General features: G+C 64.6%; 12 protein-coding genes. 7 read left to right on the plus strand and 5 right to left on the minus strand.

What is annotated here, in order from left to right; translation table 11 throughout:
* Window positions 1–295: 295 nt before the first annotated feature.
* The 4 genes from H146_RS18855 (at window position 296) to H146_RS0107800 (ending at window position 5,065) form a co-directional block, all read left to right on the plus strand.
* Window positions 296–1,903, plus strand: a complete 1,608-nt coding sequence (locus H146_RS18855; protein ID WP_019951317.1) for a TolC family outer membrane protein — start codon at window positions 296–298, stop codon at window positions 1,901–1,903.
* Window positions 1,904–1,921: 18 nt separating this feature from the next.
* Window positions 1,922–3,079 (plus strand): alanine racemase, encoded by a 1,158-nt coding sequence (gene alr, locus H146_RS0107790; RefSeq protein ID WP_019951318.1) that lies wholly within the window; start codon window positions 1,922–1,924, stop codon window positions 3,077–3,079.
* Window positions 3,080–3,082: 3 nt separating this feature from the next.
* Window positions 3,083–4,024 carry an LpxL/LpxP family Kdo(2)-lipid IV(A) lauroyl/palmitoleoyl acyltransferase gene (lpxL, locus tag H146_RS0107795; protein WP_019951319.1) on the plus strand — a complete coding sequence of 314 codons (942 nt, stop codon included), beginning with the start codon at window positions 3,083–3,085 and terminating at the stop codon, window positions 4,022–4,024.
* 114 nt (window positions 4,025–4,138) lie between these two features.
* On the plus strand, window positions 4,139–5,065 hold the full coding sequence (locus H146_RS0107800) for a CysB family HTH-type transcriptional regulator (RefSeq protein WP_019951320.1): 927 nt from the start codon (window positions 4,139–4,141) through the stop codon (window positions 5,063–5,065).
* A 106-nt stretch (window positions 5,066–5,171) separates the two neighbouring features.
* Here H146_RS0107800 and ettA read toward each other — a convergent pair whose 3' ends face one another.
* The 3 genes from ettA to H146_RS0107815 form a co-directional block, all read right to left on the minus strand.
* On the minus strand, window positions 5,172–6,833 hold the full coding sequence (gene ettA / locus H146_RS0107805; protein WP_026351837.1) for an energy-dependent translational throttle protein EttA: 1,662 nt from the start codon (window positions 6,831–6,833) through the stop codon (window positions 5,172–5,174).
* A 184-nt stretch (window positions 6,834–7,017) separates the two neighbouring features.
* Entirely contained in the window at window positions 7,018–7,206 is a 189-nt protein-coding gene (locus tag H146_RS0107810) for a PA3496 family putative envelope integrity protein (protein WP_019951322.1), read from the minus strand.
* Between the two features lie 62 nt (window positions 7,207–7,268).
* Window positions 7,269–7,706 (minus strand): PAS sensor domain-containing protein, encoded by a 438-nt coding sequence (locus H146_RS0107815; RefSeq protein ID WP_033195558.1) that lies wholly within the window; start codon window positions 7,704–7,706, stop codon window positions 7,269–7,271.
* Window positions 7,707–8,140: 434 nt separating this feature from the next.
* Here H146_RS0107815 and H146_RS0107820 point away from each other — a divergent pair, with 434 nt between their 5' ends.
* Window positions 8,141–8,428, plus strand: coding sequence for an Rdx family protein (locus tag H146_RS0107820; RefSeq protein WP_019951324.1), 288 nt, complete (start codon window positions 8,141–8,143; stop codon window positions 8,426–8,428).
* A gap of 18 nt (window positions 8,429–8,446) precedes the next feature.
* On the opposite strand, the gene H146_RS0107825 is transcribed toward H146_RS0107820, so the two are convergent.
* A complete protein-coding gene (locus H146_RS0107825) occupies window positions 8,447–9,430 on the minus strand; it encodes a CorA family divalent cation transporter (protein ID WP_019951325.1) in 984 nt (327 codons plus the stop codon).
* A 207-nt stretch (window positions 9,431–9,637) separates the two neighbouring features.
* Entirely contained in the window at window positions 9,638–10,333 is a 696-nt protein-coding gene (locus tag H146_RS0107830; RefSeq protein WP_019951326.1) for an arylesterase, read from the minus strand.
* Window position 10,334: 1 nt separating this feature from the next.
* On the opposite strand from H146_RS0107830, the gene H146_RS18860 reads away from it, so the two are divergent.
* Window positions 10,335–11,105, plus strand: a complete 771-nt coding sequence (locus H146_RS18860; protein ID WP_019951327.1) for an ABC transporter ATP-binding protein — start codon at window positions 10,335–10,337, stop codon at window positions 11,103–11,105.
* On the plus strand, window positions 11,102–13,636 hold the full coding sequence (locus tag H146_RS0107840; RefSeq protein WP_019951328.1) for an ABC transporter permease: 2,535 nt from the start codon (window positions 11,102–11,104) through the stop codon (window positions 13,634–13,636). The genes H146_RS18860 and H146_RS0107840 overlap by 4 nt, the downstream gene beginning before the upstream one ends.
* The last annotated feature ends 36 nt before the right edge of the window (window positions 13,637–13,672 follow it).

Raw genomic sequence — 13,672 nt, forward strand, 5'->3', positions numbered from 1 at the left:
GCGCTGATCGTGCCGTCCAATGACAAAAGCAGCGCCTGCGGGCGCTGTTTTTGTGTCGCGATAAGCGGCAAGACCTGGTCGCGCTAAACATTCAGGGATGTATGTAAAGAAGCAATCTGTGATAAGCTCACGCCCACCACATCGACGCCGAGCGGTTGCCGCAAGGGCAGGTTAAAAAACACCCGTGCGCCATACTGTTCGGCTGTCTGAACCGGCGGCGCGGCGCAGCCGGTGGCAACATATCAAAGGTTCGAACCCGGGACAGATGCCGTGGTCCCCCATAGGGAATTCCCCGATGCGTAAATTCAGAGTACTGCCACTGCTGGTTGCTGTTTCACTGGCCGGTCAGGCCCAGGGCGCGGATCTGATGTCGATTGCCCGTGATGCACTGATTTACAACGCCGATCTTTCCGCCTCACGCGCGGGTTTCGAGAGCACCCGGGCCGGCGAGGATATCGAGCGTGGTGACCTGCTGCCGCAGATCAGTGCCACCGGCTCGGTGACCCGCTACGACACCATGTCGTCGCAGAGCAGCAGTGCCGGTGCCGCCGGGGGCGGTGGTGCATCGGGCGGCGCTGCCGCGAGCGGCGGTGATGACAACTACGTTGGCGAATCGGTACAGCTGCAGGCCACTCAGTCGCTTTTCAATGCCACCAACTGGTATCAGCTCGAAACCGCCGAGCGCCAGACGGCCCAGCAGGCACTCACCCTGCGCGCTGATCGCCAGCAGTTGCTCTACAACGTTGCCGAGGCCTACTTCGAGGTGCTGCGCGCCAGGGAGCTACTGGATACCCTTCGCGCCGAAGAGCTTGCGGTTGAGCGTCAGCTCGAACAGGTACGCCAGCAGTTCGATGTCGGCATCGTGGCGGCCACCGATGTTTACGAGGCGCAGGCCACCTTTGATCTGACCCGCGCCCAGCGCATCGCTCAGGAGAGTACCCTGCGGGTCAATTTCGAAGCTCTCGAGCAGCTCACCGGCAAGCAGTACGCAAGCATCGACGGTCTGACCGAAGCAATGCCCGTCGAGCGACCCGAGCCGAGCGCGCCACAGGCCTGGGTCGATATGGCCTCGACGCAAAACCTTGATGTACTGGCCGCTCGTGCCGGTGTCGAGATAGCGCGGTCGCGCCTTGATGTCTCGCGCGCCGGTCACCTGCCCACCGTATCGGCCTTTGCCAACTACAGCTACAGCGACAACAATCGTGACGCGCTGCGCGGTCACAACGAGGAGAATCAGATCGGCGTCGAGGCCAGCATTCCGATCTATACCGGCGGCTCGACCAGCGCTCAGGTGCGCCAGAGCACCTGGTCGCTTGAGCAGACCCAGTACCAGCAGACCTCGGCGCTGCGCAGCGCTATTCAGCAGGTGCGCTCCTTCTACGCCCAGTCGGTCAATAACGTACTGACTGTGCAGGCCCAGCAGCGTGCTATCGAATCAAGCCGCAGTGCACTGATTGCCACCCGCAACGGCTATCAGGCCGGCACTCGTACCATCGTCGACGTGTTGCAGGCGCAGCAGAGTCTGTTCTCCGCCATCGCCAACTACGCCGAGGCACGCTACAACTACGTTCTCAACATGCTCAGCCTGCGCCAGCAGGCGGGGGTGCTGGATGTCGATACCCTCGAGGTGCTCAACAACTATCTGAGCGCCGATCAGGCGGTTTCGCTGGATATCAGCGCTCAGGACAACGTCAATCCCCGGGTGGACGATACCCTCTCCGAGCTGGGCATGGACGGGCCGAGCCCGCTGGAGCAAAGCGGCGATGTGCCGAGTCGTGATCTGCCACCGCCCGAGCAGCTCGACTCCCCCCGTGGTGGACTGGGGGTCGATAATCTCGACGAGCTGGATACCGGTCTCGACGAGAGTGGCGGCGGTGCGCTCTACGACGACAGCGGCTACTGACAGCCGGGGCGTTTTCGCATGAGGCCGCTGCAGGCGCGTATCGATCTTGATGCGCTACGCGACAACTATCGACTGGCCTGCGAGCGTGCGCCGGGTGCCAGCGCCATGGCGGTGCTCAAGGCCAATGCCTATGGCCATGGGGCTGTTTCCTGTGCTCGCGCATTGGCACCGCTGGCGCCGGCCATGGCGCTGGCCTCGCTGGAAGAGGGGCGCGAACTGCGCGCGGCGGGTATCGACTGCCCGCTGGTGCTGCTGGAGGGTTTTTTCGAGGCCGACGAGATCGACGAGGCGGTCGATAACGGCTACTGGTGCGTGCTGCACAGCCACTGGCAGGTCGAGGCGCTGCTGGTGGCGCTACGGGCGCGCCCCGGGCGACGCCCGCCGGTGCTCATCAAGTGCGACAGCGGCATGCACCGGCTGGGCTTCTTCCCGGACGAGGCGCGCAGCGTCTGCCGGCGGTTGATGGCCCATCCGGATGTCGGCCGCTGCACTCTGATGACCCATTTCGCTACCGCCGATACCGCCGACGACGCGCAGTTGCGTCACCAAATGGCGGTGGTCGAGGCGCTGCGCGTAGACCTCGATATGCCCGCCTGTTTTGCCAATTCTCCCGCTACTCTGAGTGCGCCGCGTTCGCACGCTGAGTGGGTGCGCCCCGGTATCATGCTCTACGGTGCCAACCCGCTGGAGCGTGACCATCCCGACCATGACCGCTTTGCCTCCCGGCTTCGGCCCGTCATGACCCTCGAAAGCCGCGTTATCGCGGTGCGCGAGCTGGGCGTCGGCGAGCCGGTGGGTTATGGTGCTCGTTTCGTCACCGAGCGTCCCACTCGGGTCGGCGTGGTCGCCTGCGGCTATGGCGACGGCTATGATCGCCATGCGCCAGACGGCACCCCGGTGCTGGTCAACGGCCAGCGTACTGGTTTGATTGGACGCATTTCGATGGATATGCTGACGGTCGATCTGAGCGACATCCCGGGGGCGGATGTTGGCGCGCGAGTGACGCTGTGGGGGCGTGACGAGAACGGCGGTCATCTGGCGGTCGATGAAGTGGCCCGCTGGTGCGATACCATTCCCTATACGTTGCTGACCGGCGTGCTGCCGCGCGTGCCGCGCCGCTACTATCACCATCACGATGATGAGCATGGCGGCGACGATTCGAGCCGGACACCCTGACCGATGCGTCAACGCAAACGACATCACTATCCCGACAGCTTCGCCCATCCGCGCTACTGGCCCACCTGGCTGGCGATAGCGCTGATGCGTGCCGGGGCCTGGCTGCCCTGGCGTCTCAAGCTGTGGATCGGCACCGCCATCGGCGAAATGGCCTTTCGGCTGGGGCGGCGGCGACGGCATATCACTCGCACCAACCTGCAGCTCTGTTTTCCCGAGCTTGGCGAACGTGAACTGGCCCGGCTGGTGCGTCGTACCTTTCACGCCAACGGCATCGGCATTCTCGAAACCGCCACCGGCTGGTGCCGCGACCCGCGCCACCTGCGCCATCGCGTCACGCTCAAGGGCGGCGAACATATGGACGCCGCCAGGGCGCAGGGCAAGGGGGTGCTGGTGATCGGTATCCACTTCTCCACCCTCGACCTGGGGGGGGCGCTGCACTCGCTCTATTACGATGCGGATGTGGTCTATCGGCCGCACAATAATCCGCTTTTCGAGCGTTTCATGACCCGTGCCCGGCGCCATATTTTCGGCGCCGCCATCGACCGCCACGACCTGCGTGGCGTGGTCAGGCGTATCCGCGAGGGGCATACGGTGTGGTACTCACCGGATCAGGACTTCGGCCGCGACGCGAGTGTCTTCGCCCCCTTTTTCGGCGTGCAGGCGGCGAGTCTCAAAATGACCTCGCGTATCGCCCGCATGACCGGCGCGCCGGTCATGCCCTTCATGTTTCACCGCAACCCCGACAACCGCACCTATACGCTTGAGTACCTGCCGGCTTTCGAGAACTTCCCCGGCGGCAATGACGTCGAGGACGCTACCCGCATCAATGCCTTTATCGAGCAGGCGATCCGCCGCCACCCCGAGCAGTATCTGTGGCTGCACCGACGCTTCAAGACCCGCCCGGAAGGGGAGGCGTCGCTCTATCGGCGGGAAAACAGTGCATGAACGCGGCGTCGGTTGTCGTTCAAGGACAGCCGGCCATATGGATATGAAAAATGTCCATTTAGAATAAAGAGGCCGATTCTTTATATTCCCCGTTAATAAGGAAACGGGGCCATCATGAATTTTCAGCAGTTACGCATCGTTCGCGAGACGGTTCGCCAGCACTTCAATCTGACCGAAGCCGCCAACGCGCTGTTTACCTCGCAGTCCGGGGCGAGCAAGCATATCCGCGATCTGGAGGACGAGCTGGGGATTGCGCTGTTCGAGCGTCGCGGCAAGCGTATTCTGGGCCTGACGCCGGCGGGCGGCGTGCTGATCGAAACGGTGGAGCGCATTCTGCTGGATGCCGAGAATCTCAAGCGCTCGGCCCATCAGCTGGCCAATCAGGACCAGGGGCGGCTGGCCATCGCCACCACCCATACCCAGGCGCGCTACGCGCTGCCCGGCATTATTACCCGCTTCAAACAGCGCTTTCCCAACGTGCATCTGGAGCTGCACCAGTGCAGCCCCGCCGAGATCGTCTCGCTTCTCAAGGTGGGCAGCGTCGATATCGGTATCGCCACCGAAAGCGTCAACGCCGAGGACTCGCCCTTCGTCTGCTTTCCCTTTCACCACTGGCACCACGCCGTAGTGGTGCCCGAGGGCCATCCGCTGACGCAGGTGTCGCCACTGACGCTGGCCGACATCGCCGACTACCCCATCGTCACCTACCACCACGGCTTTACCGGCCGAACCCGGGTCGATCAGGCCTTCAGCGCCGCCGGCCTGACGCCCGACGTGGTGCTCACAGCGCTTGATGCCGACGTGATCAAGACCTACGTCGAGCTGGGGCTGGGGATCGGCGTGATCGCGTCGCTGGCCTATACGCCGGGCCGCGACAGCGGCCTCGAACTGCTCGCCAGCGATACGCTCTTCCCGCGCAACACGACCTATCTGGCGCTGCGCCGGGGCCACTTCCTGCGCTCCTTCGCCTATGAATTTCTGCAGCTGTGCAGTTCACAACTCAGCGCTGAAACGGTGCAGCAGGCGCTGAACGCACGCTGACGTCGCTTTTCACGACATCGCGGGCGGTCCACGACGCCCGAAACGACGCTGCCCCCGGCCGCAAGGGCGACAGGGGGCAGCGTAGCGCCTTCGGATCGGAACCCGATCAGGCGTCGATGCGCTTGTACTTCATGCGTTTGGGCGCGTCGTTGCCGACGCGCTTGTGGTAGTCCGCCTCGTAATCGCTGTAGTTGCCCTGGAAGAACTCGACGTGGGACTCCCCCTCATAGGCGAGGATGTGGGTCGCCACGCGGTCGAGGAACCAGCGGTCGTGGCTGATCACCAGCGCGCAGCCGGGGAAGGCCAGCAGGGCCTCTTCAAGGGCGCGCAGGGTCTCGATATCCAGGTCGTTGGAGGGCTCGTCGAGCAGCAGCACGTTGGCGCCCTGCTGGAGTGTCTGCGCCAGCTGTAGGCGGCCGCGCTCACCGCCGGAGAGATCCTTGAGATACTTCTGCTGGTCGGTGCCCTTGAAGTTGAAGCGCCCCACATAGGCCCGCGAGGAGACCTCGTAGCCGTTGATGTTGAGCATGTCCTGGCCGCCGGAAACCGCCTCCCAGACGGTCTGGCGATCCTCCATGGCGTCGCGCAGCTGCTCGACGTAGGCGATATCGACCGTCTCGCCGACCACCACCTCGCCGCTATCGGGCTGCTCCTGACCGGTAATCATGCGAAACAGGGTTGATTTGCCGGCGCCGTTGCCGCCGACGATACCGACGATGGCGCCGGGCGGCACCTGGAACGACAGGTCGTCGATCAGCACGCGATCGCCGAAGCGTTTGGTGACGTTGTGCATTTCGATCACCTTGTCGCCCAGCCGCGGACCGGGCGGAATGTAGATCTCGTTGGTCTCGTTGCGCTTCTGGAACTCGCCGGACTGCAGCTCATCGAAGCGCTCAAGGCGGGCCTTGTTCTTCGACTGGCGGCCTTTCGGGTTCTGGCGCACCCACTCCAGCTCCTTCTTGATCGCCTTCTGGCGTGAGGCCTCCTGTTTGGCCTCCTGCTCCAGGCGCTTTTCCTTGGCTTCCAGCCAGGTGGAGTAGTTGCCCTCCCAGGGAATGCCCTGGCCGCGGTCGAGCTCCAGAATCCAGCCGGCGGCGTTGTCGAGGAAATAGCGGTCGTGGGTCACCGCCACCACGGTGCCGCTGAACTCGGTCAGAAAGCGTTCCAGCCAGGCGACCGACTCGGCGTCGAGGTGGTTGGTGGGCTCGTCCAGCAGCAGCATGTCGGGGCTCGACAGCAGCAGCCGGCAGAGCGCCACGCGACGCCGCTCGCCGCCGGAAAGGTGTTCGACCTTCGCCTCCCAGGGCGGCAGGCGCAGCGCCTCGGCGGCCACCTCGAGCTTGCGCTCGAGGTTGTGGGCATCGCTCGCCTCGATCATGTTTTCAAGGCGCGCCTGCTCGGCGGCCAGCGCTTCGAAGTCGGCGTCCGGCTCGGCATAGGCGGCGTAGACCGCATCCAGCTTCGCCTGGGCATCGGTAATTTCGGAGACCGCTTCCTCGACGGTTTCACGCACCGTTTTACTGTCGTCGAGCTCCGGCTCCTGGGGCAGATAACCGACGTTGAGATTCGGCATCGGCCGGGCTTCGCCGTGATAGTCCTGGTCGACACCGGCCATGATGCGCAGCAGTGACGACTTGCCCGCGCCGTTGAGGCCCAGCACGCCGATCTTGGCACCCGGGAAGAACGACAGAGAGATATCCTTGAGGATATCCCGCTTGGGTGGAACGGTCTTGCCCACCCGGTTCATGGTGTATACGTATTGCGCCATAGGTCAGTAGAGTCGATAGCGTTGGGGAAATGAAAGGAGGCTGTCCGCCACGATGATGAATGACTGTGATGATAGAGATCAGCGGCGGCGGCGACCAGCCCGTCGGCGTTCGACGCGCGCATGGCGCTGACGAAAAGAGCGCCGAACGGCGCACCGTCGCCGCGCTGGACGCAGGGGAGGCGTGCTACTCCTCTTCGTCGTCGTACGGCCAGTCGTCCTTCAATAGCCTGGCCAGACAGCGCTCCTCGAGCAGTGCCTCGACCCGGCGGCGAGCACAAGGTTCGCCTTTTCGTGGGCGCGTGGAAGGCGACCAGCTGTCGTCGTTGACGGCCTCGAAGTCACCGTCTTCCTGCTGATACAGCTCGCTACTCATGGCGCGCGCCCTCGGCTGTCCAAAAGCGCTATATACGCCTCGGGCCGGCGTTTGGCAAGCGCTCAGGAGAGCTCGTCGACGCGCGCGCGCAGGCGCTCCATCTCCTGTTGCGCCTCGACCAGCGCGGTGACGTTTTTCTGCACGCCGATGAAGTAGAGCAGCTGATCCTCTTCATCGTGTACCGGGGTGATCGACAGCTCGTTCCAGAACAGCGTGCCGTCCTTGCGATAATTGCGAATCACTTCCCGGCAGGGCAGTCCGTCCTTCAACGCATCGCGAATGCGATCCAGCCCGGGCTGCTGATTGTCGCCGTTTTGCAGGAAACGGCAGTCGCGATAGAGAATCTCGTCGGCGCTGTAGCCGGTCAGTCCCTCGAAGCCGCGGTTGACATAGATCAGAATATTTTCGTTGCCTTCCTGCTCTGCGACAACAATGCCATCCCCGGAGGCGTTGACCACCCGTTCCAGCAGTTCCGGGCTGATCATTCGCGGTGTTTGCATGAGCGATACTTCCTTGATAAAGACTGTCCTGATACTGCAGGGACTTCCCCGGCCGGTCCCCGTTATCCTGGTTCTGATGCACCAGCGTCATAAAAGCCCATCATATTGATGATCGCTTTCATCGCGCCAGTGTTGATAGTAGCAAAGCGGCTATGTTCGGTTTTTTCAATCAAAAAATCCAAGGAACCACTGCATAAATGCCTGCACGAGCGAATCGCTGCGTTGCGTGGTACTCGAAGACTCGCCTAACCCCATGTTATGTCTCGCCTTCTGCGTTCCATGCGCCTTACCCTTCATCTCGTTCGGCGATTTATTCAGCGCTTCCCTAATGCTCGCTGTACAATTTTTCCTTTTCTGCTGACGGTGGCTTTTTGCAGTATGCATATTGGCTGCAATGTTTACGGCCTCGGCGGCGATCGCCTCGGGAGTCCCCGATGAAAGTAACGATTCACTACTGTACCGGCTGCAACTGGCTGCTGCGCGCCGGCTGGTACGCTCAGGAGCTGCTCTCTACCTTTGGCGAGTCACTCGAACAGGTAGCGCTGGCGCCGAGTCACGGCGGCCACTTCGAGGTGGTCATCGAGGCCGACGGCGAGAGCGAAGCCCTCTGGGAGCGCAAGCGCGACGGCGGCTTCCCGGAGATCAAGGAGCTCAAGCGACGCGTGCGCGATCGGCTCGATCCGCAGCGCGACCTGGGCCACCTCGACCGCCAGACCCCATAGGCGGCGACCGGCGCGGCGCTACCACCAGCGCCACTTCTTGAGCACCGCCATCACCAGCGCGCCCACCAGCATCGACAGGCCCACGACGACTGCGAAGCCCAGCGGGCTGTCGGCGCCGGGAATGCCGCCCACGTTGATGCCCAGCAGACCGGTCAGAAAGGTCAGCGGCAGAAATACCGCAGTAATGATCGCCAGTAGATACATGCGCTCGTTGAGACGCTCGTTATGATCGCTGGTGAGCTGCTCCTGCAGAATCATGGCGCGCTCCTGCAGGGCGCGAAAATCGTCGGCGTAGCGAAACAGCTGGTTGGCCGCTTCGCGCAGCCACAGACGCGCTGCTTCATCGATCAGGTCGTCCTCGGCGAGCTTCGCCAGGCAGTGACTCTGTGGGTCCATGAAGCGGCGCAGGGTGATCAGCGGATGGCGGATTTCGGTCAGCTCGTCGCTGTCGATATCGTCGCGATTGTCATCCATCTGACGGTCTTCAAGTTCGCCCAGCGCGTCATCGAGCTGATGGGCGCGCTCGCCCACCCGGTCGACCATGGCATCGGCAATGGCAGCGAAGACCTGGCTGACGCTTTCGGGGCCCTCTGCGTCACCTTCCAGCAGCTCGCTGACCCGCATTACCGACTGCAGCCGGCGTCGGCGCAGCGTGACCAGCCGGTTGGCGCCGAGCCACACGCGCAGCGACACCAGATCGTCCGGGTCGGCCCCCGGATTGAGGTTGATACCGCGCAGGGTGGTGATACGGCCGCCGCTGAAGTTGGCGACCCTGGGACGGGTATCCTCCTCGGTGAGCGCCTCGATCAGATCCTCGTCGAGGCCGGCGATATCCGCCAGGAAGTAATCGAAATCGGTCTGACTGAAGTCGAGATGCAGCCAGATCGGCGCCTCGCTTCCACGCCAGGCGTGCCCGAGCGCCGAGACGTCGAGCTTTTCACCGCCGCCCTTGCCGTCGAGGCGCCAGGCAAATACCAGTGAGCTTGAAGGTTGAGATGACATGGCAGGCTTTTCCACCCCGGATGTTGCAGGTCATGTCATGTTGTCATGACGTGACCACTGGCTGATTGTCTTGCCGCTCAGCGGCAATGTCAGCGCCAAGTGTAAACGAGGGTGGTGCAACGTGCCGCCGCGGCGTGAGCCGGCGGCGGTTGGTGCGCTCATATCCGGTCCGGGGAGGGTGGAGGACCGCCTGCGATGAGCCATGTCTTAAGAGTCGCTGGCACCCGAGCGCGACTCGGACGATGCTTGCAGTAGCTGCTCGACCAGCGGCCAGACGTTGTCGAGGATCAGCGGCTGGCCCTGCGCATTGGGGTGAATGCCGTCGTTCTGCATCAGGTCGTCGTTGAGGGCCACGCCCTCGAGGATAAAGGTCACCAGCGGGATGTCGAAGCGCTCGGCCAGCGCGGGGTATACCGCTTCAAAGGCCTGGCTGTAGGCGGGGCCATAGTTGGGCGGGATGCGAATGCCGAGCAGCCCCACCCGAGCACCGGCATCACGGCCGAGTTCGATCATTTGTGCCAGGTTGGATTCCAGCTGCGTCGGCGGCAAACCGCGCAGGCCGTCATTGCCGCCCAGCTCGAGCAGCAGGATGTCCGGCGAGTGCTGCTCGAGCGCCTGTGGCAGGCGTGCCAGGCCGCCGGCCGAGGTATCGCCGCTGATGCTCGCGTTGACCACCTCGTATTCACCCGGGTATTGCGTCTCGAGGCGCTCGCGCAGCAGGTTGACCCAGCCCTGGCGCTGCTCGATGCCGTAGGCGGCGCTGAGGCTGTCGCCCAGCACCATGATGGTATCCGCCCGCGCCGGGGCGCTCAGAGTAAAGGCCAGCAGTGGCGTCAACAGCAGGGCGCCACGGGCGAGCCGGCGCAGACAGAATTTCTCTTTCAGGCCATTCAGGTAGCGCAAGATGTCGACTCCAGAAACTCAGGGTTCAGCCACGACGACACAGCACGGCGAAGCGGATCACAGCCAGCCCCCGCCGGTGCTGCGTGCGCAGCGTCTCAACAAGACGGTCACCAGTGGCGCTCGCGATCTCACCATACTCGATGATCTTGAACTGAGTATAAGCGCCGGCGAGTGCGTTGCCATTGTCGGCAGCTCCGGAGCGGGCAAATCCACCCTGCTGTCGCTGTTGGCGGGTCTGGATACCATCACCGCGGGAGAGCTCGAGCTGTTTGGCCATCCGCTGGCGCCGCTCGACGAGGACGGCCGTGCCGGACTGCGGGCCGGTCGGGTCGGCTTTGTGTTTCAGAATTTCCAGCTGCTGCCCACCCTGACGGCGCTGGAGAACGTCATGCTGCCGCTGGAGCTTGCCGAGGGCGGCGGGCGCGGCGACGCCGGGGACTGGCTTGAACGGGTTGGTCTCGGCGAGCGCACCCATCACCTGCCGCGTCATCTCTCCGGCGGCGAACAGCAGCGAGTCGCCATTGCCCGCGCCTTCGTTACCGAGCCCGAGCTGGTGTTCGCCGACGAGCCCACCGGCAACCTGGATCGCGACACCGGCGAGCACATCGCCGAGCTGCTGTTTGCTCTCAACCGCGAGGCTGGTACCACCCTGGTACTGGTCACCCACGATCTAACCCTGGCGGAGCGCTGCGATCGTGTCCTCAGCCTGGATGACGGCCGGCTGAACGAGCGACCGGGGCAGGGTGCCCGGCAGCGTACGGAGGCCTCATGAGTCGCGCGCGTTGCAGCGCCGGCGCCATCCTGCGACTGGCCTTTTCCGGGCTGCGCCGTGACCTGCGCGCCGCCGACGTGCGCGCGCTCTTTCTCGCCCTGGTGCTGGCAGTCGCCGCCACCACCATGATCGGCTTTTTTCTCGACCGCCTTGACAGCGCCCTGACGCGCCAGTCCGGTCAACTGCTGGGCGGCGATCTGGTGCTGCGCGACAGCAACCCCTTCGATCCGCGCATCATCGAGGCGGTCGAGGGGGCCGGGCTGACGACCGCACGGGAGCTGACGCTGGTCACCATGGCCGCTGCCGGCGGCCGCTTTCAGCTCTCCACGCTCAAGGGGGTGGAGCCCGACTACCCGCTCTACGGCGAACTGCGGGTCGATCTCGGCGAAGGCCCGGTGAACACGACCCGACTGCCCGAACGCGGTACGGTGTGGATTCAGCCACGCCTGGGCAGCGCCCTGCAGCTCGAACTCGGCGATGCCATTACGCTGGGCAATCGCGACTACCGCGTGGCCGGCTGGCTGCTGCGGGAGCCCGACCAGAGCATCGGTTTTTCCAGCTTCAATCCGCGCGTCATGATGGACCTTGAAGACCTGCGCCAGTCCGGGCTGGTGCAGCCGGGCTCGCGGGTCGGCTGGAAGCTGCTGGCCGCGGGGCCGATCGACGCCGTCGCCTCTCTCGATAACCGGTTGGAGTCGTGGCGCAATCAGGGCATTCGGGTGATCGACGTGCGCGAGGACAGCCCGCGCATCGGCCGCGCGCTGGAGCGCTCGCAGCAGTATCTGAGCCTCTCCGGGCTGGCCGCGGTGCTGCTCGCCGGGGTTGCGGTGGCAATGGCGACGCGGCGCTACGTCGAGCGCCACCTGGATACCGCCGCCCTGATGCGCTGTTTCGGTGCCACCCAGCAGGTGCTGACGCGCGTTTTTGCCCTGCAGCTGGGTCTGCTGGCGCTGGCCGCGGCGCTGCTCGGCGCGGTGCTGGGACTGATCGGCCAGTGGGCGCTGCTGCGGCTGCTGGTGCAGTTCCTGCCGCTGGAGCTGCCGCCGCCCGGGCCGCTGCCGCTGCTGCTCGGCATGCTGACCGCCGTCGCGGTGCTGATCGGCTTTGCCGGGCCGACGCTCTTGCGCCTCAAACGGGTCAGCGCCCTCAAGGTGCTGCGCCGCGAGCTGGAGCCGATGCCGGCCGCCGGCTGGCTGGTGGTGGCGATCGCCAGCCTGATGTTCGGCGCCCTGCTGTGGCTCTACAGCGGTAATCTGCTGCTGTCGATGGGTATTCTGGTCGGCGGCCTGGTGGCGCTGGCGCTGCTGTGGCTGGTCACCCGCCTGCTGCTGACGCTGCTGTTGAAACTGGCCGCACTGCTGCCCGCCAGCGCGCGGCTGGGCGGGCGCCAGCTGGCACGGCGGCGCGATTCGAGTATCGGCCAGATCATCGCCTTTGCCGTCACCTTCGCGCTGATGGCGCTGATCTCGCTGGTACGCACCGACCTCATCAGCGACTGGCAGACGCGGCTGCCGGCGGATGCCCCCAACCAGTTCGCTATCAACATTCAGCCCGCCCAGCGCGACGGCTTCGTCGACACGCTGGATGGCATTACCGACAGCCGCTCGGCGCTCTACCCCATCGTGCGTGGTCGGCTGGTCGCCATCAACGGCGTCAACGCTCGCGACGCCGTCCCTCCCGAGGAGCGCGACGACGACGAGCTGACCCGCGAGATCAACCTCACCTGGTCCAGCGAGATGCCCGACAACAACCGCCTCAACACCGGTGAGTGGTTCAGCGGCCGCTGGCAGCCGAGCGCCGACGGCGAAGAGCTGCCGCCGCTGTCGGTAGAGCAGGGCATCGCCGATGAGTTCGCACTGTCGCTCGGTGACCGCCTCACCTTCGATATCGGTGGTGAACCGGTCACCGCCGAGATCACCAGTCTGCGCCAGGTCGACTGGGAGTCGTTTCAGCCCAACTTCTTCATGATCTTCCCGCCGGGCGTGCTGGAGAACTTCAGCCATACCTTCATTACCGCCTTCCACGTCGAGGGTAACCCGCAGCAGCGGCTGACACCGCTGATCGAGCAGTATCCGTCGGTATCGCTGCTGGATATCGACGCCGTGCTCAATCAGGTGCGCGACCTGCTCGGCCAGGTGTCGCGCGCGGTGGAGATCGTGCTGCTGTTTATCCTGCTGGCGGGGGTGGCGGTGCTCTACGCGGCGTTGACCGCTTCGCGCCCGGCACGCGAGCGCGAAGGCGCGCTGTTGCGGGTATTCGGTGCCGGGGACCGTCGCCTGGTGCGCACCCAGCTGGCCGAATTTGCCCTGCTGGGAGCGGCCAGCGGCCTGCTTGGCGCGCTGTTGGCAGAGAGCGCGGCGGCGCTTTTGTATGGCGTGTGGCTCGAACTGCCGCCGCGCCCGCATCTGCTGATGTGGCTGATCATGCCGCTGGGCGGCGCACTGCTGATCGGCGCCATTGGCTACCTGCTGTCACGTCCGCTGCGCCGCCAGGCGCCGATGGAGAGCCTGCGCCTGCTGGGCGACGGCTGACGCTCGAATGGCCGCCGGTCGACTATGCTGAAGGGC

Source organism: Kushneria aurantia DSM 21353 (genome assembly GCF_000382245.1).
Lineage (GTDB): Bacteria > Pseudomonadota > Gammaproteobacteria > Pseudomonadales > Halomonadaceae > Kushneria > Kushneria aurantia.

Coding starts and splice junctions, on each gene's coding strand:
- H146_RS18855 (WP_019951317.1), top strand. CDS start 296: ATGCGTAAATTCAGAGTACTGCCACTGCTGGTTGCTGTTTCACTGGCC.
- alr (WP_019951318.1), top strand. CDS start 1,922: ATGAGGCCGCTGCAGGCGCGTATCGATCTTGATGCGCTACGCGACAAC.
- lpxL (WP_019951319.1), top strand. CDS start 3,083: ATGCGTCAACGCAAACGACATCACTATCCCGACAGCTTCGCCCATCCG.
- H146_RS0107800 (WP_019951320.1), top strand. CDS start 4,139: ATGAATTTTCAGCAGTTACGCATCGTTCGCGAGACGGTTCGCCAGCAC.
- ettA (WP_026351837.1), bottom strand. CDS start 6,833: ATGGCGCAATACGTATACACCATGAACCGGGTGGGCAAGACCGTTCCA.
- H146_RS0107810 (WP_019951322.1), bottom strand. CDS start 7,206: ATGAGTAGCGAGCTGTATCAGCAGGAAGACGGTGACTTCGAGGCCGTC.
- H146_RS0107815 (WP_033195558.1), bottom strand. CDS start 7,706: ATGCAAACACCGCGAATGATCAGCCCGGAACTGCTGGAACGGGTGGTC.
- H146_RS0107820 (WP_019951324.1), top strand. CDS start 8,141: ATGAAAGTAACGATTCACTACTGTACCGGCTGCAACTGGCTGCTGCGC.
- H146_RS0107825 (WP_019951325.1), bottom strand. CDS start 9,430: ATGTCATCTCAACCTTCAAGCTCACTGGTATTTGCCTGGCGCCTCGAC.
- H146_RS18860 (WP_019951327.1), top strand. CDS start 10,335: ATGTCGACTCCAGAAACTCAGGGTTCAGCCACGACGACACAGCACGGC.
- H146_RS0107840 (WP_019951328.1), top strand. CDS start 11,102: ATGAGTCGCGCGCGTTGCAGCGCCGGCGCCATCCTGCGACTGGCCTTT.